A 19,301-nucleotide genomic window follows, 5' to 3' on the forward strand; every position below is an offset into this window, starting at 1 on the left:
CTGACCCTGTCAAGAACTTGCGGGGCAACGTGAATCAGATGCAGGGTCTGCTCCTCGCGGAGCGCTACCGGCTTGTCGACACGATCGGCAGCGGTGGCATGGGCCGGGTCTGGCGTGCGCACGATGAGGTGCTGCACCGGGTCATAGCGGTCAAGGAGTTGACGGCCGCGCTCTACGTCTCGGAGAACGAGCGGGCCGTACTCCTCGCGCGGACCCGGGCGGAGGCGCGCGCCGCGGCGCGGATCAACCACTCGGCCGTCGTCACCGTGCACGACGTGCTGGAGCACGACAACCGGCCGTGGATCGTCATGGAGTTGGTCGAGGGCGTATCGCTGGCCGACGCCGTCAAGGAGCGTGGGCGCATCGAGGCGCGCGAGGCGGCGCGGATCGGGATGTGGGTGCTGCGCGCGCTGCGGGCCGCCCACCGGGCCGGCGTACTGCACCGCGATGTGAAACCGGGGAACGTGCTGCTCGCCGAGGACGGCCGGGTCATGCTCACCGACTTCGGCATCGCCCAGGTCGAGGGCGATACGACCATCACACGGACCGGGGAGATCGTCGGTTCCGTCGACTACATAGCCCCCGAGCGGGTGCGTGGGCAGGAGCCCGGACCCGCCTCAGACCTGTGGTCACTGGGCGCGACGCTGTACACGGCGGTGGACGGCAAGTCACCGTTCCGGCGCACCACACCGCTCACCACCATGCAGGCCGTGGTGAGCGAGGAGGCCGCCGAACCGGTGCACGGGGGGCCTCTGGGACCCGTCATCACCGCGCTGTTGCGCAAGGACCCCGCCGTACGGCCCGGTGTGGAGGAGGCCGAGCAGCTGCTCGCCGAGGCCGCGGAGGGGCGGCGGCCGCGGGTGGCGCAGGCGTATGTGCCGACGCGGCAGCAGGTGGGGGGTGCAGGGGCCGACGGGGGTGGTGGGGACGTGCGGGGGGCGCGGGAGGGACTTGGTGCGCCGGGTGCGCCGGGGGCGCACATTGCGCCAGGCTCGTACGGCTCGTACGGGGCACATGAGGCGCATGGGGCGCATGGGTCGTATGACAGTGGCGAGCAGATGCCGGGGCACCACACCGCGGCTGTGGTGTCCGGCGGATTCGGAGCCTCCGGAACCCCTGTCGCTCCGGTGCCCACCGTCTATCAGCCCGCCTCCGCCGCCTCCGCCGCTCCAGCCACACCCGCCCGTCCCGGCGCCAAGCGGCGCGGCCGGGGGCGTACGGTCGCGCTGGTCGTGCTGCTGGCCGCGCTGGTCGGCGGTGGTGGTGCGGTCGCGATGCATTACACGGACCAGTGGCGGGAGGGGAACACCTCCGCCACGGCCGGCACGGACGGCAGTGGTGGCTCGGGGACGGACCAGGAGGGCCAGTCGGCGACCGAAAGCGTGCCCGAGGGCTGGGAGCGGGTCGAGGACCCGGAGGGTTTCAGCATTGCCCTGCCCAAGGGGTGGAAGCGGCAGCTGGACGGGGCGCAGATCGACTACACGCCTGACGGCGGTGACCACTTCCTCCGGGTCGCTGTCGACGACTCGCCGGACTTCGACAGCCCGTACCACCACCAGCTCGACCTGGAGGAGCAGGTGAAGGTGCGGGCTGAATACCGGCAGGTGCGCCTGGAGGAGAACATCTACCGCGACCGGCCGGGCGCGCTGTGGGACTTCACCTGGACCGCGGTGGCGAAGGACTCGGACTTCCTCGGACCGCGCCGGGCGATCGAACAGATGTATCTCTCCCGGGACGGCGTCGAGTACACGATCTACATGGCCGCGCCGGCGGCGGACTGGGAGACGGCGGAGGAGCAGTTCTACGCGGTGCTGCGCAGTTGGCGGCCGCCGGTGCGGTGAGGGTCGGGTGATGGCCGTGATGGCCGGGCGATGGCCGTGATGGCCTGACAGCCTGACGGCGGGGTGGCGGCCGGGGTGGCGCCTGCGGCTCGAATCGCGAAGGCGTGCGACGCCCGACGCGCCGCCGCCGTACGCACCGCCGCCCCATGCGCGGTGCTCGTCGGGCGCTCATGAGACGCGCGTACGTCGCTTGTCGGCCAGGCCGTGACGCGGCACCGGAGGGTTTCGATCCGGTGCGGCATGATGGGGCGTATGGGGACCGAGGGGGAAAACGTCCGCGTCGTCGCGGGTCGTTACCGGCTGGAGGCCAGAATCGGCCGCGGCGGTATGGGGATCGTGTGGCGCGCCACCGACCAGCTCCTCGGTCGGCAGGTGGCGGTCAAGGAGCTGGCCTTCGACGACTCGCTCCCGGAGGAGCAGTCCCGGCAGCAGCGCGAGCGCACCCTGCGCGAGGCGCGGGCGGTGGCCCGGCTCAGCCACCCGCACATCATCGTCGTGCATGACGTCGTAGAGCAGGACGAACGTCCGTACATCGTCATGGAGTTGATCTCCGGCGGCTCGCTCGCCGAGCGGATCGCGGCCGACGGGCCGGTCGACGCGCGGGAGGCCGCGCGGATCGGCCTCGATCTGCTGGGCGCGCTGCGGCGGGCGCACGACGCCGGGGTGCTGCACCGCGACCTCAAGCCCGCGAACGTACTGATGGAGGCCGGCACCGACCGGGTCGTCCTCACCGACTTCGGCATCGCCCAGGTCGCGGGCGCGACCACGCTCACCGAGAGCGGGTCCTTCGTCGGCTCGCCCGAATACACCGCGCCGGAGCGGATGTCCGGGGTCCGCACCGGGCCGGAGTCCGACCTGTGGTCGCTGGGCGTCCTGTTGTGCGCCGCGCTGAGCGGGGAATCGCCGTTCCGGCGCGACTCGCTGGGCGGCATCCTGCACGCGGTCGTCGTCGACGAGATCCGCCCGCCCCCGCAGGCCGCGCCGCTGCTCCCCGTCGTACGCGGGCTGCTGGAGCGCGACCCGGACCGGCGGCTCGACGCGGTGGAGGCGGAACGGCTGCTGCGGGCCTTCCGGGAGACGGGGCGTACGCCGAGACTGTCGAAGGCGCCGAGGGCATCGACCGGGTACACGCCGACCCGCCGGGACGTGCCGCGCGCGGTCGCGCCCGCTGCGGATCGGGACGCATCGGCGGGCGGGCAGGTGGGGCAGGCAGGGCCACCCGCCCCCGACCCGGCGGTCGCCCTGCGGGAGGAGCCCGCGCGGCAGCGGCAGCCGCACTCCACCCGGAGCGTGCTGGTCGCGGCGGCGCTGGTGGCGGCGATGGCCGGGGCCGGGGTGTCGGCGGCGGCGCTGCTCATGCAGGACGGGAGCGGGGGCGGGGGCGGCACGCCCAGCAGTTCGGCGCCGCAGTCGTCGGGGACGACGGGGACGTCGGGGACGACGAATACCTCGGGTACCTCGGGTACCTCGGGTACCTCGGGTACCTCGGGTACCTCGGAGACGTCGAGTGGCTCTGGCTCGTCCAGCAGCTCCGGTACGTCGGCGGGGGGCACCGCCACCGCCACCCCCACCACCACGAGCTCGCGGGCGGCCACCGCGCCGACCGTGCCTTCGGGGTACCGGCTCGCCGAGGACGAGCGTGGCTTCAGCCTCGCCGTGCCGGACGATTTCACGAGGGAGCCGCAGGGGGAGCGGGTCTTCTACATGTCGCCGGGGCAGGTGATCCGGATCGGCGTCAAGCTCGCCGACCCCGAGGAGGGCGGACCGGCCGGGGTGCTGCGGCGCGCTCACGAGAAGGGGCCCTCCACCAACCCCGGATACCGCGACGGCCGGGTCGCCGAGACCACGCACGAGGGGCGCACCGCCGCGCTCTGGGAGTTCACCTGGGACGGCTTCAGCGCGGCGGAGGGGCCCCGGCACACGTACGACCTGTGCTGGGAGCAGGGCGGGCAGCTGTACGACGTGTGGGTGTCGGCGCCGGTCGGGAAGGTGAGCGAGGCGAAGGAGTACTTCGACGTGGCGGTGGACACCTTCGCGCGTCACTAGCGGGCACCTCCGTACGTGGTCGGAGGGCACCGTCGTACGTGACCGGAGGCACCTTCGTACGTGGCCAGAGGCACCGTCGTAGGTAACCAAAAGGGAGATAAGTAGCGTTCCGCGTCACGGGTCTGTGACCGGAAAGCGACGGGGGTGGATGCAGAAGCGCTTCCCGCGATACAGATGAGCGTATGAGCAGCAACGGGGGCGCCCCTTACGGATCGGGCCATGGCCCCGGCTACGGACCCGACGAGCCGACGAGTTTCGGACTGCAACCGCCGCAGCAGGGTGTGCCGTACCCGGGAAACCCGTACGCGCAGCCGGCGGAAGTGGTTGCTCAGCCGACGCGAGTGACCGCTCAGCCCACCCAGGTGGTCGCTCAGCCGGCATCGCCGTCGCCGACGCCGTCGCCGCAGGAACCCGGCACCGGGCGGCTGATCGGGGGCCGTTACCGGCTGCTCGCCAAGCTCGGGCACGGCGGAATGGGCACGGTGTGGCGGGCGAAGGACGAGACGGTGGATCGTGAGGTCGCCGTCAAGGAGCCCCGCGTTCCGGACCATCTTCCCGAGCGGGAACGGGCCAATGCCTTCGAGCGGATGCGGCGCGAGGCGCGCGCGGCGGCCAGGCTCGATCATCCGTCGGTCGTGAACGTGCACGATGTGGCGGTCGTGGACGGTCAGCCGTGGATCGTGATGGAGCTGGTGCGGGGGCGCTCGCTGGGCGACGCGCTCCAGGAGGGCACCCTCGGGGTGCGTGACGCGGCGAAAATCGGCCTCGACGTGCTCGGCGCGCTGGAGGCCGCGCACGCCGCCGGCATCCTGCACCGCGACGTCAAGCCGGACAACGTCCTCCTCGGCCGCCACGACCGGGTCGTCCTCACCGACTTCGGCATCGCCCAGATCGAGGGCGAGACGAACCTGACGGACACCGGCGGCTTCGTCGGTTCGCCCGAGTACATCGCCCCCGAGCGCGTGCTGGGCCAGCGCCCCGGCCCCCCGTCGGACCTCTGGTCGCTCGGCGTCGTCCTCTACGCCTCCACCGAGGGCGTCTCGCCCTTCCGGCGCAGCAACACTCCGGCGACCCTGCAGTCGGTGCTCAACGCCGCGCCCGCCGCGCCCGCCTCGGCCCAGGGACCGCTGGCCGAGGCCATCAACGGGCTGCTGCAGAAGGACCCCGCGCGCCGCCCGGCCGCCGCCCGGGTCCGCGAACTGCTGGAGGCGGCCGCGAACCCGCCGGCCCCCGCGCCCACCCAGGTGGTCCACCAGGTCGCCGGGGTCCCGGCGGCCACCGGTCGTGGCATCCGTATCGGCGCCAAGACCCTCACCGGGCTCGGCGCGGCGGTCGTCGCGGCTGCGGTGACGGCGTACCTGGTGATCGCCGACCCCTTCGCGGGGCCGCTGCCGGACGGGTGGAAGCAGCGGGACCTCGGCACCAAGGTCGCCGCGAGCGTCGGCGTGCCGTCGGACTTCGTGAAGGACAAGTTCGACACGGACGACACCGACGCCACGGACGGCACGTTCGCGCAGTACAGAGACCCGAGCGGGATGATCCGCATCAACGTCGACCGGGACATCAAGAAGGACGACAAGGAGAACGAGATCCCGGGCGTCGCGCTCGACCGGGCGTACGCCGACTGGGAGTTGGTCAAGGACGGCGAGTACACCCTGGACATCGCCGACGATCCCGCCCCCGAGGGCAAGCCCCACGAGGCGAAGTTCCAGGACCGCGAGGCCGCCGAGAACACCATCGTCTACACGACCACGGACAGCCAGAGCCCGCGCCCGCGCGAGGCCCGGGTCCTGTACTACAAAGCGGGCAACGGCGACATGTACCGGATCTGGATCGACTATCCGGGCAAGGGGCACTTCACCGAGCAGGGTCGCGAGATCGCCCGTACGGCCATCGCGAACCTGAAGATCCACAAGATGTAGATCTGCTCAGCCGGATGCAGATCTCCTCAGCGATCACCATGCCGGGTCCGGTCACAGGGTCCGGTCACCGGGTCCGGTCACCTGGTCCGGATCGGCGGGCCCCGGCAGGGGCGTCAGCCGGACGTGGAAGCCGCGGCCCTCGCCGGCCGTCGCCGGCGCCTCGAAGTCCGCCACCCCTTCGCCCCGGGCGCCGGGCAGGTGCCGGCGGGGGTCGGTGGCGTCCGCCTCGGAGACGGTGACGAACGCGTCCAGACGGCCATGCTCGGCGAGGAAGACCACGAGCGCGGGGCGGGTCGCGATGACGACGTCGGTGCCGGTGGTGCCGAGGAAGGCGCGCAGGCATTCGTCGGTGAGGGCGTTGTAGCGGTGGGCGGGACGACGGTGGAGGGCCGGGACATCAGCTCTGACCGCCGTCGTACGACTCGGCCTCGGGGCGTTCGTCGACGAGCGGGACCAGGCGGACCTTGCCGCTCACGCCGAGCAGGGGGCGCTCCGCGGTGCGAGGGCTCTTCATGGGGGCCTCAGTACGTCCTCTCGGCGATCCAGGCCAGCACCCGGTCGGCCACGCCCGGTTCGTCCAGCAGCGCTCCGCCGTGCGAGGAACCGGCCACCGTCTCCACCGTGACCCCATTGGCGGGCATGCTGTGGTCGCTCTCCTCGGCCGCTTCGAGGTCGAGCGAGTGCTGGACCGGCACGAAGTCGCCCTTGGAGTGGAGCAGGTACATGGGGGCGTCGTTCGCACCGGAGGCACGGCTGTTGGCGGCCATGTCCTGCCAGGTGCCCCAGCAGCCGGGATGCGTGGAGGTGTCGGTGTCCGCCGGGTCCGGGTAACAGCGCGCCAGGATCGAGGCGTTGTCGCGGAGCTTGCGCTGCCGGTCGGTCGCGGTGGCGGCGTTGCCGTCCTGCCAGGCGCGGTACGGGGAGACCACGGGCGACAGGCCCACCACACCGTCGACGCGGTAGGCGCCGGCGCCGTAGGTGGCGACGGAGGTCGCGAGCTGGCCGCCGGAGGAGGAGCCGAGGAGCACCAGCCTGTCGGGGTCGAGGTCGAAGTCGGCGGCGTGATCCTCGATCCAGTCGAGGGCGGACAGGGCGTCGGTTCGCTGGGCGGGCCAGGGAGCGTCGAAATTCAGCCGGTGGTCGACGGTGAAGACGGCGTACCCGGCGTCCGCGAAGGTGCGGGACCAGGTGGCCCAGCCGGTGTCCTCGTACCAGTACCCGCCGTGCAGGATCACGATGCCCGGCTGCTCGCCACCTCGCTCCTCAGCTGCGGCGTTCCAGTAGGCGTCGAGGGTCTGCCGGGTGTGCGAACCGTAGGAGTACGTGGCCTCGTTGCGGTCGGCCGCCGCGCTGTCGCGCGGGTCGACGACGAGGAGGGTCGCGACTGTCGCGGCGCAAAGAATCAGACAACCCCAGAGCCAACGCACGGCTACCTGCCCTTCGAGTAGACATGACGGCAGGCGACCGTGGTCCCCGGGCACGGGATCCGACCGAAACGTCCACAGCGGGGGAACGCTCACACGGCCTGCTTGCGTGAGCAATCGGACTATATGCGGCTTGCTCGAACAACCGTCGAGCGGGGCCCGGTAGTTGGCGGAAATATCCGGCTCGAAGACCATGGCGGGGGTCGTGGATGTGGTCACACAACGGGGACACGAGGGGTGCGTTGTGCGAATACGCACCGCAGTACCAGGTCATCTCGCTGGAGGAGCTGAAGTCGTACACCTACAAGAATGTCGACGAAGTGGTCTGGGCCGCGGCCGAAGTCGGCTCGGACTTCCCGGAGAACAGAAGGGGGCGCAGAAGATGACCAGCGGCGAGACGCCGGCCACCGAGGTGGTGCGCGCGTTTCTGGAGAGCCACCGGACCATCGAGGCGGTCCTGGCTCGCCGGTACCCCGAGTTCTCGGCTCTGCCGGCCGTGCTGGCCGGCGTACGGGAGCGAGAGCTCGGGCGGGAGGGCCGTACGGCCGACGGGTTCACCTACAAGGTGCACGGACGGGGGTGCCGTATGAGTGACCCGGACTGGCGTGTGGTGGACATCGACCTGCTGCCGGACGGCTCGGAGGCCTTCGACCCCTGGCGGCTGGAACAGTTCGCCCGGAGCCGGGGCGACGACGTCCCACCGCGGAAGGGAGAACTGATCGACGCGTGCCGGGAGTTGAAGGAGGCCGGCGCCCTCCGTGAGCCGGAGACCGGCTGGTTCGGCTCCGCCGACCGGCAGAGCGCGGCCCAGCGCCGGTCCTGGAGCGGGTACGCACGTCCGGGCGATGGTCCCGGGGAGTCGGACTTCCCGGGACCATCGCTTTGTAGCGCCCCCAGCCCCTAACATGCCGTGTCAAGTGCATGATCGGCGGCGCGAGGGGCGAGCGGGCGTGGGCATCGAACACCTGGATGTGCGGGCGCACGCCAGACAGCGATGGGCGGCCCGGGCCGCGCTCGGCTGCGCGGTACTCGCGGTACTCCTGCCGCTCGGCTACGCGCGCGGGGCGAGCCTCCTGCTAGTGGCCGGGGTCGTGCTGGGCGCCGGCGTCACCGTGGCCGCGCTGTGGTGGGTGCTGACCCGCCGGGGTCTCGCCCGGATCGCGGCGGGCGCGCTGGCCGTGGCCGCGCCGGTCGGGGTCATCTGGTGGTTCGCGGCCGTCAACCTGCTGTGGGTGGTGCTCGTGTCCGCCGCCCTGTGGGGCATCGCCGTCTCGTCCGGGAAGTTCGCCCTCAGCAGCACCAGGTCCCACCAGGTGCACGTACCGGAGCACCGCACCCCCGCCCCCACCAGCCCCTTCCTCATCATGAACCCCAGGTCCGGGGGCGGGAAGGTCGAGCGTTTCCGGCTGAAGGAGAGGGCCGAGCGGCTCGGCGCCACGGTCCATCTGCTCGACCCCGCGCACCACGAGGACGTCGCCATACTGGCCCGGGACGCCGTCAGAAACGGCGCCGACCTGCTCGGCGTGGCCGGCGGCGACGGCACCCAGGCCCAGGTCGCCGCGATCGCAGCGGCGTACGACGTGCCCCTCCTCGTCATCTCCGCCGGCACCCGCAACCACTTCGCCATGGACCTCGGGCTCGACCGCGACAACCCGGCCGCCTGCCTGGACGCCCTCACCGACAAGGGCGTCGAACTCCATGTCGACCTCGGCTACGCGAGCGGCCACCCCTTCGTCAACAACGCCTCCTTCGGCGCGTACGCCGCCGTCGTGCAGAGCCCCGCGTACCGCGACGACAAGGTCCGTACGACGCTGGAGCTGCTGCCCGAACTGCTCACGCACCAGCGGGGTCCACGGCTCACCGCCCGCATCGGGGACGCCGTCATCGACGCGCCCCAGGCCGTGCTGGTCAGCAACAACGTCTACCGCAGCGACGACCTCGTCGGCCTCGGCCGCCGGGAGCGGCTGGACGCCGGGGTCCTGGGCGTCGTCGGCGTGCGCGTCGACAGCGCCGCCGAGGCCGCCGGGATGGTCCTCGGGCCGAACGCCCCGGGGCTCAGCCTGCTCGTCGCCGACGAGATCGTCGTCGAGGCCGACCGGCCGGAGATCGAGGTCGGCGTCGACGGTGAGGCACTCCTCCTGCCCACCCCCGTCCACTGCCGCGTCGCGCAGAAGGCCCTGCGCGTACGTGTGCCCCGCGACCGGCCCGGCGTCCCCGAGCCCAAACCGCCCCTGGACTGGCGCCGGTTGCGCAAACTCGCCGCAGCCGTCGGCCGCACGGCCCTGCCGAAGCACCGCGAACGGTACGGGTGGGCACAGGAGTTGTGGAACCGGCGGCGATAGCGCGCCTGCCGGATCTGATGCCGCGTCGACAAGCTCCGGCCCCGCGCGGTACTGATGTGGCATGAGCGACGACGGCGAACATCCGAACGACGTACCCCAGTACGACGGCCGGGCTTCCCGGCGTGACAACCGCCTGGTCGGCGGCCGCTACCGCCTCACCGAGCGCCTCGGGTCCGGCGGCATGGGCACCGTATGGAAGGCCGTCGACGAACTCGTCGAGCGTGAAGTCGCCGTCAAGCAGCCCAGGTTGCCCGGGGACCCGGAGGACCCGGGAAGCCCGGGGGGTCCGGACGACCCGGCGAACGCGGAGCGGCAGCGCGCCGCCAACCGCCTCTATCGCGAGGCCCGCGCCGCCGCCCGCGTCGACCACCCGGCAGCCGTCACCATCCACGACGTCGTGATCGAGGACGGCCAACCCTGGATCGTCATGGAGTGGGTCCGGGGCGAGTCCCTCCACGAACTCCTCCGACGCGGCGCCCTCACCCCGGCCGAGTCCGCCCGGATCGGCCTCGCCGTCGTCGGCGCGCTGCACGCCGCGCACCGCGTCGGCATCGTCCACCGCGACGTCAAACCGGCCAACGTCCTCCTCGGCCCGCACGGCCGCGTCGTCCTCACCGACTTCGGCATCGCGCACGTCCAGGGCGAGGAAGCCCTCACCGTGAGCGGCGAGTTCGTCGGCTCGATCGAGTTCATCGCCCCCGAGCGCATGTCCGGCCGCACCGCGGGCCCGCCCTCCGACCTGTGGTCCCTCGGCGTCCTCCTCTACGCCGCCGTCGAGGGCTGGTCCCCCTTCCGCCGTACGACCCTGGAATCCACCCTCGCCGCGATCCTCTCCACCGAGCCCGAGAAACCCGAACGGGCGGGCCCCCTCGGCGCCCTGATCGTCCGCCTGCTGGCCAAGGACCCGGCGGACCGGCCCGAGGCGGACGAGGTGGTGGCGGCGCTGGAGGCGGTGGCGGAGGGCGGACATGTACCCCTGCCCGAACCGGATGCACCGGCCGAGGTGACCGAGGAGCCGGTGCCCGCAGAGTCACCGGAGGCACGCGAGGACTCACGGACGGTACGGCTCAGGACAGCTCGAAGCACGGCCCGCGGCACCGGCGCCGGTACCGGCGCCAGTACCGGCGCCAGTACCGGCGCCAGTACCGGCCGCAGCACCGGCCGTCTCCTCCTGAGCGCCGCCCTCACCGGCGCCCTCCTCGCCGGCGGCGGAGTCTGGCTCGGTACCTCACTCGCCCGGGACGACACCGAGACGGTCTCCGACCCGCTCAGCCCCAGCCCCAGAACCACCCCCAGAACCACCCCCACCCCCAGCGGCAGCGTCACCGCCGGCGTCCGCTGGATCCCCCACGAGGAGGAGGCCCTGAACGCCGTGCTCTCCCTCCCCGCCGCGTACGAACGCCTCCGCGCCCAGGGCGGCGCGGGCGACCAGCCCCGCACGGTCACCTACGACGGCGAGGAGGTCATCCGGGTACGGCTGACGGAGTGGGACGAGGCGCCCGCCTCGCCGATGGAGCAGGCCAAGGACTCCACGGACCTCGTGGCGCGCGACGTGAAGTCGACGGCTAACTACACCACCACGAGCTTCCACGACCAGGAGGCCGTACTCGCCGACACCACCCACTACCAGGACGGCACCCCCACCCGCGTCATGGAGCTGATCATCCGCACCGACGACAACAGGCTGTACGAGCTGCGCGTGGACATGCCGAAGGGCACGGCGGACGAGAAGAAGGGCACGGCGGTGTTCAAGGGCGCACGGGACCGGCTGGAGCTCGGAACGTAGTGATCGACGCCGCATCGCGACCGCACGGCACCGCCCGCCGCACTGATCAGCGACTTCGTTGCCAGCGATCACTGGCGCGGTGTGTGTGCCCGGTGAATCCCTGTTACCGCCGGGTACCCAAAGTCGTCCGGTCCGGAATACCCTGCGCGTCATGACGGACTCGCAGGCCCCCGAAAAGACCGGCACGGCACGGACGACCGGCACCAACCCCCTCGCGGCAGCCCCGCAGGGCGCCCGTACCGCCGCCGACGTGGTCACTCCCGAACTGGTCGCCCAGCTCACCAAGGGCGTGGTCGGCTCCGGACGGACCGCCAACCACACGCCGTTCACCGGCGAGAAGCTGGCGGACCTGCCGGAGTCCACCCCCGAGGACGTGGAGAAGGCCTACGAGCGGGCCCGCGCCGCCCAGGCCGTCTGGGCCCAGGTGTCCGTGCGCGAGCGGGCCGCCGTGCTCCTCCGCTTCCACGACCTGATCCTCGAACGTCAGGCCGAGGTGCTCGACCTCATCCAGCTGGAGACCGGCAAGGCCCGCCTCCACGCCCACGAGGAGGTCCAGGCCGTCGCGGTCGCCGCCCGCCACTACGGCCGCAAGGCCCCCTTCTATCTGAAGCCGAAGCGGCACACCGGCGCCGTACCGACCCTCACGAAGGTCACCGAACTCCGTCACCCGCGCGGCGTCGTCGGCCAGATCGCCCCCTGGAACTACCCGCTCGAACTCTCCGTCGGCGACGCGATCCCCGCCTTCGTCGCGGGCAACGCGGTCGTGATGAAGCCGGACACCGAAACCTGCCTGACCGCCCTGTGGGCCCGTGACCTGCTCATCGAGGCCGGCCTGCCCGCCGAGGTCTTCCAGGTCGTCCTCGGCGAGGGCCCGGTCATCGGCCCCGAGGTCGTCAAGCACGCCGACTACGTCTCCTTCACCGGCTCCACCCGCACCGGCCGCCAGGTCGCCCAGGGCGCCGCGGCCCGTCTCGTCGGCGTCTCCCTCGAACTCGGCGGCAAGAACGCCATGCTGGTCCTGGAGGACGCGGACATCGAGAAGGCGTCGGCCGGAGCCGTCCGCGCCTGCTTCAGCTCCGCCGGCCAGCTCTGCATCTCCATCGAGCGCCTGTACGTCCACGAGTCCATCGCCGACGCCTTCCTGGAGCGCTTCGCCGCCCGCACGAAGGCCATGCGCCTCGGCAAGTCCCTCGCGTACGGCGCCGAGATGGGCTCCCTCGTCGGCGACCGCCAGCTGGAGACCGTCACCCGCCACGTCGACGAGGCCGTGGCCAAGGGCGCGAAGGTCGTCGCGGGCGGCATGGCCCGCCCGGACATCGGCCCGTACTTCTACGAGCCGACCATCCTCGACGGCGTCTCGGAGCCCATGTCCGTCTGCACCGAGGAGACCTTCGGCCCGGTCGTCTCCATCTACCGCTTCAAGGACGAGGACGCCGCCATCGAGGAGGCCAACGCCACCGCGTACGGCCTCAACGCCTCCGTCTGGACCAAGGACGGCGGCCGCGGCCGCGCCGTCGCCGCCCGCCTGCGCGCCGGCACGGTCAACGTCAACGAGGGCTACGCCTCCGCCTACGGCAGCGTCCAGTCCCCCATGGGCGGCATGAAGGACTCCGGCCTCGGCCGCCGCCACGGCTCCGAGGGCATCCTCAAGTACACGGAGGCCCAGACGGTCGCCCAGCAGCGCCTGCTCCCCATGGCCCCCTCGCTCGGGATGGACGACGAGAAGTACGCCCAGTTCATGAGCCGCAGCCTGAGGGCGATGAAGGCACTCCGGCTGCGCTGAGGCAGTACCCCCCTTACCCGTTCTCAACGAGGAGAGCACGTGCCCCAGGACACCTACGACTACGACGTCATCGTCGTCGGGTCGGGCTTCGGCGGTTCCGTCACAGCCCTGCGCCTGACGGAAAAGGGCTACCGCGTAGGTGTCCTGGAAGCCGGCCGCCGCTTCACCCGCGAGTCCCTCCCCAAGAACTCCTGGGACCTGAAGAACTACCTCTGGGCGCCGAGACTCGGCATGTACGGCATCCAGCGCATCCACCTGCTCGGCAACGTCATGGTGCTGGCCGGAGCAGGCGTCGGCGGCGGCTCGCTCAACTACGCCAACACTCTCTACGTCCCGCCGAAACCGTTCTTCGACGACCCCCAGTGGCGAGACATCACGGACTGGCAGGACGAGCTGAAGCCGTACTACGACCAGGCGCAACGCATGCTCGGCGTACGGCTCAACCCGACGATGACCCCCTCGGACGTCCACCTGAAGGCCGCCGCGGAGCGGATGGGCGTGGGCGACAGCTTCCAGATGGCCCCCGTCGGTGTCTTCTTCGGCGACGGGGAGGACGCCGAGGGCACGGCGAAGGCCGCCCCCGGCGACCGGGCCGCCGACCCCTACTTCGGCGGCGCGGGCCCCGCCCGCAACGCCTGCACCGAGTGCGGCGAGTGCATGACCGGCTGCCGTCACGGCGCGAAGAACACCCTCAACGAGAACTACCTCTACCTCGCCGAGAAGGCGGGCGCGGCCGTCCACCCGATGACAACGGTCGTCTCGGTCACGGACGACTCGCGGGGCGGCTACGCGGTGGCGACCCTGCCGACCGACCGGAAGCAGAGCCGGGGCCGCACCTTCAAAGCCCGCGAAGTCGTCCTCGCGGCCGGCACCTACGGCACCCAGACCCTGTTGCACCGCATGAAGGCCGGCGGTCAACTCCCGCACCTCTCCGACAAGTTGGGCGAGCTGACCCGCACCAACTCAGAGGCGCTGGTGGGTGCCCAGACCAACAACCGCCGCTACCGCCGGGTGACCGGCGGGCAGCAGGCCGACTTCACCCAGGGAGTCGCCATCACCTCGTCCATCCACCCGGACGAGAACACCCACATCGAGCCGGTCCGCTACGGCAAGGGCTCCAACTCGATGGGCGGCCTGTCGATCCTCCAGGTCCCGTACGCCGAGGGCTCGTCGAGGGTGATGGGCTGGCTGGCGAACGCGGCCCGCCACCCCGTCCTGGTCCTGCGCTCCCTGTCCAACCACCGCTGGTCGGAGCGGACCATCATCGGCCTGGTGATGCAGTCCCTGGACAACTCCCTGACGACGTATCTGAAACCGGGCGGGGTGGGCAAGGGCCTGCTGACCGCCCGCCAGGGCCACGGCGCCCCCAACCCCAAGCAGATCAAGGCCGCGTCGGAGGGAGCCGCGGCCATCGCCGCCGAGATCAACGGCTTCGCCGGCTCGAACGTCGGCGAACTGATGGGCACCCCGCTCACCGCGCACTTCCTCGGCGGCTGCCCCATCGGCGCCACCGAGGCCGACGGCGTCATCGACCCCTACCACCGCCTCTACGGCCACCCCGGCATCTCGGTCGTCGACGGCGCCGCCGTCTCCGCCAACCTCGGTGTGAACCCGTCCCTCACCATCACCGCCCAGGCCGAGCGCGCGATGTCGTACTGGCCCAACAAGGGCGAGCCCGACCGCCGCCCGGCCCCCGGCGCGACGTACGAACGCCTCCGCCCGGTGGAGCCGCGGAACCCCGCCGTCCCGGCGGATGCCTTCGGCGCGCTACGGCTGCCGCTGCTACCGGTACCGACGGTGCCGCCGAAGAAGTAGGCGGTAGGCAGTAGTCGATAAGCAGGAGGCGGTAAGCGGAACAGCGGAGAAGGACCCGCACCCCCCTCCGAGCGCGGGTCCTTCTCTCGTGTGCCAGGTGTGACTGGCGAGGGGTGTGAAAAGTTGCCCTTGCGATTACGTTTTTTTAGTGTGACGTGAGTCACAGGTGTGGGGGTGACTGGCCGGGCACGGCGAAGGGCCCCGCGGACGGAGGTCGCGGGGCCCTTCTGAGTCAGCACCGACGTCAGGGCGGCGCCGGTGCTTCGAAGCGGCGCAGGGGGGTGCGCCGTCGGCTCGGAAAACAGTTGCCGTCGACCGGCCCCGGGCGTCCCCGGGGCCGACCGTTCTCTTGAATGACCGGGCTGCTGTCCCCTGCCGTCCGGTCACCATCCTGGAGCGAGGTCCCACGGCGTACGGCACGATCCGTACGCCTCATCGCTCCAGCGGAGCCACGCGTGGTTTCTTCGGGCCCGGACCTGGCTGGCACGGACACCGACACCAACGAAGGGTGTCGTGCGACGGTCACGGCGCCGTACGGGTGAGAGGGCAGGCATACGTACGTGCGCCACGATCGTGCGCCGGTCAGATGCGGCCCCGGCACAGCTCCAGCAGGGTCATGGCGAGCGCGGTGCCGGGCTTGCCGAGGGCGTCGCTGTAGTGGGCGAGGATCTCCATCTCGCGAGAGAGGTTCACGCGCCGGCCGCCGGACGCGATCCGGGCCTCCTGGACGACGGCGGAGACCGCCACCCGTTCCTGGATCAGACCGATGATCCGGTCGTCGAGCGCGTCGATGCGCTCACGGGCGCCGGTGATCACATCCGCGGCCTCGGAGGTACGGGCGCCGGTCACGTCGATGGCTGTCATGGGGCTGGCTCCTTGTCGGAAGGGGGTGGCTCCCCCGTGGCGACAGGATCCGGGAAAACGCCAGGCGCCCCGGACCTTGTCGGCCCGGGGCGCCTGGGAAGTCGCTTGTCAGTTGCTCAAGCAGCACGACCATGGCAGCCGGTGGGCCGGTTGCCATAGGTAAAGAGGAAGGTCGGGTGCGTGAGCATGGCGGTCAGTATGCCACGGCTGGGACGGGCCCCGGGGGTCCGGGGGCGGAGCCCCAGGAGCGGCCCACTCCGGGCGACGCCACCCCGGTAGACTCGACCACACAGACCCCAGCCCAACCGCCGGAAGGCACCCCGTGTCATCAGCGAACCCCGCTGCCGCCGCTCCCGACACCGTCCTGGTCGTCGACTTCGGCGCTCAGTACGCCCAGCTCATCGCCCGACGGGTCCGCGAGGCCCGGGTCTACAGCGAGATCGTGCCGAGCACCATGCCGGTCGCGGAGATGCTCGCCAAGAACCCGGCGGCGATCATCCTCTCCGGCGGCCCCTCCTCGGTCTACGCCGAGGGCGCCCCCCGCCTCGACCGCGCGCTCTTCGAGTCCGGCGTCCCCGTCTTCGGCATGTGCTACGGCTTCCAGCTGATGGCCACGACCCTCGGCGGCACGGTCGACAACACCGGCGCGCGCGAGTACGGCCGTACGCCCCTCCATGTCTCCAAGCCCGGCTCCACGCTCTTCGAGGGCACCCCGGACGAGCAGCCGGTGTGGATGTCGCACGGCGACGCCTGCTCCGCCGCCCCCGAGGGCTTCACGGTCACGGCCTCCACCGACGTCGTACCGGTCGCCGCCTTCGAGGACGACGAGAAGAAGCTGTACGGCGTCCAGTACCACCCGGAGGTCATGCACTCCACGCACGGCCAGCAGGTCCTGGAGCACTTCCTCTACCGGGGTGCGGGCCTGACCCCGAGCTGGACCACCGGCAATGTCATCGAGGAGCAGGTCGCGGCCATTCGTGAGCAGGTCGGCGACAAGCGCGCGATCTGCGGCCTGTCCGGCGGCGTGGACTCCGCGGTCGCCGCGGCCCTCGTGCAGAAGGCCATCGGCTCCCAGCTGACCTGCGTGTACGTCGACCACGGTCTGATGCGCAAGAACGAGACCGAGCAGGTCGAGAAGGACTTCGTCGCCGCGACCGGCGTCCAGCTGGTCGTCGTGGACGCCGAGGAGCGCTTCCTCACCGCACTCGCCGGGGTCTCCGACCCCGAGCAGAAGCGGAAGATCATCGGCCGCGAGTTCATCCGCGTCTTCGAGCAGGCCCAGGCGGAGATCATCGCCGACGAGGGCCCCGACGTGGCCTTCCTGGTCCAGGGCACCCTCTACCCGGACGTCGTCGAGTCCGGCGGCGGCACCGGCACGGCCAACATCAAGTCCCACCACAACGTGGGCGGCCTCCCGGAAGATCTCGAATTCAAGCTGATCGAACCGCTGCGCAAGCTCTTCAAGGACGAGGTGCGGATGGTCGGCCAGGAGCTCGGGCTCCCGGAGGAGATCGTCCAGCGCCAGCCCTTCCCGGGCCCCGGCCTCGGCATCCGGATCGTCGGCGAGGTCACCAAGGACCGCCTCGACCTGCTCCGCGACGCCGACGCCATCGCCCGCGAGGAGCTGACCGCGGCCGGCCTCGACCGTGACATCTGGCAGTGCCCGGTGGTCCTCCTCGCCGACGTCCGCAGCGTCGGCGTCCAGGGCGACGGCCGCACCTACGGCCACCCGATCGTCCTGCGCCCCGTCTCCTCCGAGGACGCCATGACCGCCGACTGGTCCCGGCTGCCGTACGAGGTCCTCGCGAAGATCTCCACCCGCATCACCAACGAGGTCGCCGACGTCAACCGAGTCGTCCTCGACGTGACGTCGAAGCCGCCGGGCACCATCGAGTGGGAGTGAGCCCGCCGCCTTCGGGGTTCAGGTCCGCTTGAGGGTCCGCACCGGCGCTCCGGGCTTCCAGACCTGGACGACCAGATACTTGTCGTCCTCGACGTAGGTCCGTACGACCTCCGTCAGCTCGGTGCGGAAGAGGTGGAACGGCTCCGGCGGTTCCACCTCTTCGCCGTACGCGGCCTTCACGGCGGGATCGTCGACCTCCAGCGCCCGCCCGGACACCCGTACGTCGCCCCCTCCCATCTCCGTGCCGGGACCGGGGTTGGCCTGCAGCGCGAAGCGGGGGTCGCGGCGCAGGTCGAGCGCCTTGAGCGAGTCCGGCATCATCCCCAGCCACAGCTCGCCGCCGGTGATCCGCACCTCCAGCCCGGTCGTGCGCGGAGAGCCGTCCTTGCGGAGGGTGGCGAGGACGTGATGGGTGAAGGCCCCGAAGCGCGCCTCGACGGTCCGTGCGAGCTCGGGTTCGGCGGCGGCGAAGGCGGCCCAGTTCGAAGGATTCTCTGGCATACGTCGAGTGTTGCCCGGATACCCGACAACCACTGTCCGGTTACCCCGGGTGAACGGGTGTTCATCATGTTCGTCGGGTTCGCCGTGTGCCGCTGGCGCGCTTCTGTGACTTGCGTAACGGTTGCGCACTCTCTTCACCGGACGGACCTGTTCTGCGGGGACGACCGACGGTAACTTCCGGTTCGTAAAGGAAGTCAGTCTGGAGGACACATGCACGGGCCCACACCGCCCCTGCCCCTACCCACCGACCAGCTCCGGTTCGCCATGCCGCCGATGCACGAGTCGGTGGAGGACGAGCGGCGGCACCGCAAGGAGCGGCTGGCCGGGGCCCTGCGGATCTTCGGGCGACTGGGGTTCGAGGAGGGGGTCTCGGGGCACATCACCGCGCGCGACCCGGAGTTCAGCGACTGCTTCTGGGTCAACCCGTTCGGGATGCCGTTCAAGCACGTCACCGTGAGTGACCTGGTCCTCGCCAACCAGGACGGCCAGGTGATCCAGGGCCGCTACCACGTCAACCAGGCCGCCTTCACCGTCCACGCCCAGGTGCACGCCGCCCGCCCCGACGTCGTCGCCGTCGCCCACTGCCACTCGGTGCACGGCCGCGCGCTCGCCGCCCTCGGCGACCTTCTCGACCCGATCACCCAGGAGTCCTGCGCGTTCTACGAGGACCAGGCGCTCTACGACCACTACACGGGCGTCGCCGTGGACGCGGACGAGGGCCGCCGGATCGCCTCGGTGCTCGGCAGCCGCAAGGCCCTGGTCCTGCGCAACCACGGGCTGCTGACCGTCGGAGACTCGGTCGACGCGGCGGCGTGGTGGTTCCTGTCGATGGAACGCTCGGCCCAGGTGCAGCTCACCGCGAAGGCGGCGGGACGGCCGCTGCTCATCGAACACCGGCTCGCCGCCGCGACGCGGGAGCAGGCGGGCGGTGATCTGGTGGCGTGGATCAACTACCAGCCGCTGTGGCAGGACATCAGCCGGTCCGAGCCGGACTTGTTGAGCTGACCGGAACCCCGGAACCCTGGATGTTCGGCCGCGGGTTCGTCGTGGCTGGTCGCGCGGTTCCCGCGCCCC

General features: G+C 71.4%; 15 protein-coding genes. 11 read left to right on the plus strand and 4 right to left on the minus strand.

The features are described 5' to 3' along the window. Positions 1-38: 38 nt before the first annotated feature. The 3 genes from I8N67_RS37960 (at position 39) to I8N67_RS37970 (ending at position 5,809) form a co-directional block, all read left to right on the plus strand. Positions 39-1,841 carry a serine/threonine-protein kinase gene (locus tag I8N67_RS37960; protein WP_200308864.1) on the plus strand — a complete coding sequence of 601 codons (1,803 nt, stop codon included), beginning with the start codon at positions 39-41 and terminating at the stop codon, positions 1,839-1,841. 252 nt (positions 1,842-2,093) lie between these two features. Next, positions 2,094-3,887, plus strand: coding sequence for a serine/threonine-protein kinase (locus I8N67_RS37965; protein ID WP_200308850.1), 1,794 nt, complete (start codon positions 2,094-2,096; stop codon positions 3,885-3,887). A gap of 182 nt (positions 3,888-4,069) precedes the next feature. Next, positions 4,070-5,809 (plus strand): serine/threonine-protein kinase, encoded by a 1,740-nt coding sequence (locus tag I8N67_RS37970; protein ID WP_200308851.1) that lies wholly within the window; start codon positions 4,070-4,072, stop codon positions 5,807-5,809. A 51-nt stretch (positions 5,810-5,860) separates the two neighbouring features. Here I8N67_RS37970 and I8N67_RS37975 read toward each other — a convergent pair whose 3' ends face one another. Both I8N67_RS37975 and I8N67_RS37980 read right to left on the minus strand, forming a co-directional pair. Continuing rightward, positions 5,861-6,088 carry a hypothetical protein gene (locus I8N67_RS37975; protein ID WP_200308852.1) on the minus strand — a complete coding sequence of 76 codons (228 nt, stop codon included), beginning with the start codon at positions 6,086-6,088 and terminating at the stop codon, positions 5,861-5,863. 242 nt (positions 6,089-6,330) lie between these two features. After that, positions 6,331-7,236 carry an alpha/beta fold hydrolase gene (locus I8N67_RS37980; RefSeq protein WP_200308853.1) on the minus strand — a complete coding sequence of 302 codons (906 nt, stop codon included), beginning with the start codon at positions 7,234-7,236 and terminating at the stop codon, positions 6,331-6,333. Between the two features lie 239 nt (positions 7,237-7,475). On the opposite strand from I8N67_RS37980, the gene I8N67_RS37985 reads away from it, so the two are divergent. The 6 genes from I8N67_RS37985 (at position 7,476) to I8N67_RS38010 (ending at position 14,959) form a co-directional block, all read left to right on the plus strand. Beyond that, positions 7,476-7,619, plus strand: coding sequence for a hypothetical protein (locus tag I8N67_RS37985; protein ID WP_200308854.1), 144 nt, complete (start codon positions 7,476-7,478; stop codon positions 7,617-7,619). Next, complete coding sequence (locus I8N67_RS37990) at positions 7,616-8,137, plus strand: DUF6896 domain-containing protein (RefSeq protein WP_200308855.1); 522 nt, start codon at positions 7,616-7,618, stop codon at positions 8,135-8,137. The genes I8N67_RS37985 and I8N67_RS37990 overlap by 4 nt, the downstream gene beginning before the upstream one ends. 46 nt (positions 8,138-8,183) lie before the next feature. Then, the gene (locus I8N67_RS37995; protein WP_200308856.1) at positions 8,184-9,575 is read left to right on the plus strand and encodes a diacylglycerol/lipid kinase family protein; all 1,392 of its coding nucleotides are present in this window, start codon (positions 8,184-8,186) and stop codon (positions 9,573-9,575) included. Between the two features lie 61 nt (positions 9,576-9,636). Then, complete coding sequence (locus I8N67_RS38000) at positions 9,637-11,361, plus strand: serine/threonine-protein kinase (protein ID WP_200308857.1); 1,725 nt, start codon at positions 9,637-9,639, stop codon at positions 11,359-11,361. Between the two features lie 151 nt (positions 11,362-11,512). Beyond that, positions 11,513-13,144 carry a succinic semialdehyde dehydrogenase gene (locus I8N67_RS38005; protein ID WP_200308858.1) on the plus strand — a complete coding sequence of 544 codons (1,632 nt, stop codon included), beginning with the start codon at positions 11,513-11,515 and terminating at the stop codon, positions 13,142-13,144. Positions 13,145-13,183: 39 nt separating this feature from the next. Then, entirely contained in the window at positions 13,184-14,959 is a 1,776-nt protein-coding gene (locus tag I8N67_RS38010; protein ID WP_200308859.1) for a GMC family oxidoreductase N-terminal domain-containing protein, read from the plus strand. Between the two features lie 582 nt (positions 14,960-15,541). On the opposite strand, the gene I8N67_RS38015 is transcribed toward I8N67_RS38010, so the two are convergent. After that, the gene (locus I8N67_RS38015) at positions 15,542-15,823 is read right to left on the minus strand and encodes a chorismate mutase (RefSeq protein ID WP_200308860.1); all 282 of its coding nucleotides are present in this window, start codon (positions 15,821-15,823) and stop codon (positions 15,542-15,544) included. A 322-nt stretch (positions 15,824-16,145) separates the two neighbouring features. Here I8N67_RS38015 and guaA point away from each other — a divergent pair, with 322 nt between their 5' ends. After that, positions 16,146-17,726 carry a glutamine-hydrolyzing GMP synthase gene (gene guaA / locus I8N67_RS38020; RefSeq protein ID WP_200308861.1) on the plus strand — a complete coding sequence of 527 codons (1,581 nt, stop codon included), beginning with the start codon at positions 16,146-16,148 and terminating at the stop codon, positions 17,724-17,726. Positions 17,727-17,744: 18 nt separating this feature from the next. Here the strand turns inward: guaA and I8N67_RS38025 are convergent, their stop codons facing one another. After that, positions 17,745-18,227: a pyridoxamine 5'-phosphate oxidase family protein gene (locus I8N67_RS38025; RefSeq protein WP_200308862.1), complete on the minus strand. Its 483-nt coding sequence runs from the start codon at positions 18,225-18,227 to the stop codon at positions 17,745-17,747. Positions 18,228-18,437: 210 nt separating this feature from the next. Here I8N67_RS38025 and I8N67_RS38030 point away from each other — a divergent pair, with 210 nt between their 5' ends. Beyond that, positions 18,438-19,232 carry a class II aldolase/adducin family protein gene (locus I8N67_RS38030; RefSeq protein WP_200308863.1) on the plus strand — a complete coding sequence of 265 codons (795 nt, stop codon included), beginning with the start codon at positions 18,438-18,440 and terminating at the stop codon, positions 19,230-19,232. Positions 19,233-19,301: the final 69 nt, after the last annotated feature.

Source organism: Streptomyces adelaidensis, assembly GCF_016598475.1.
GTDB lineage: Bacteria > Actinomycetota > Actinomycetes > Streptomycetales > Streptomycetaceae > Streptomyces > Streptomyces adelaidensis.

Excerpts from the sequence above, each read along its gene's own strand:
- I8N67_RS37960 (WP_200308864.1), top strand. The coding sequence starts at position 39 with ATGCAGGGTCTGCTCCTCGCGGAGCGCTACCGGCTTGTCGACACGATC.
- I8N67_RS37965 (WP_200308850.1), top strand. The coding sequence starts at position 2,094 with ATGGGGACCGAGGGGGAAAACGTCCGCGTCGTCGCGGGTCGTTACCGG.
- I8N67_RS37970 (WP_200308851.1), top strand. The coding sequence starts at position 4,070 with ATGAGCAGCAACGGGGGCGCCCCTTACGGATCGGGCCATGGCCCCGGC.
- I8N67_RS37990 (WP_200308855.1), top strand. The coding sequence starts at position 7,616 with ATGACCAGCGGCGAGACGCCGGCCACCGAGGTGGTGCGCGCGTTTCTG.
- I8N67_RS38000 (WP_200308857.1), top strand. The coding sequence starts at position 9,637 with ATGAGCGACGACGGCGAACATCCGAACGACGTACCCCAGTACGACGGC.
- I8N67_RS38005 (WP_200308858.1), top strand. The coding sequence starts at position 11,513 with ATGACGGACTCGCAGGCCCCCGAAAAGACCGGCACGGCACGGACGACC.
- I8N67_RS38015 (WP_200308860.1), bottom strand. The coding sequence starts at position 15,823 with ATGACAGCCATCGACGTGACCGGCGCCCGTACCTCCGAGGCCGCGGAT.
- I8N67_RS38025 (WP_200308862.1), bottom strand. The coding sequence starts at position 18,227 with ATGCCAGAGAATCCTTCGAACTGGGCCGCCTTCGCCGCCGCCGAACCC.
- I8N67_RS38030 (WP_200308863.1), top strand. The coding sequence starts at position 18,438 with ATGCACGGGCCCACACCGCCCCTGCCCCTACCCACCGACCAGCTCCGG.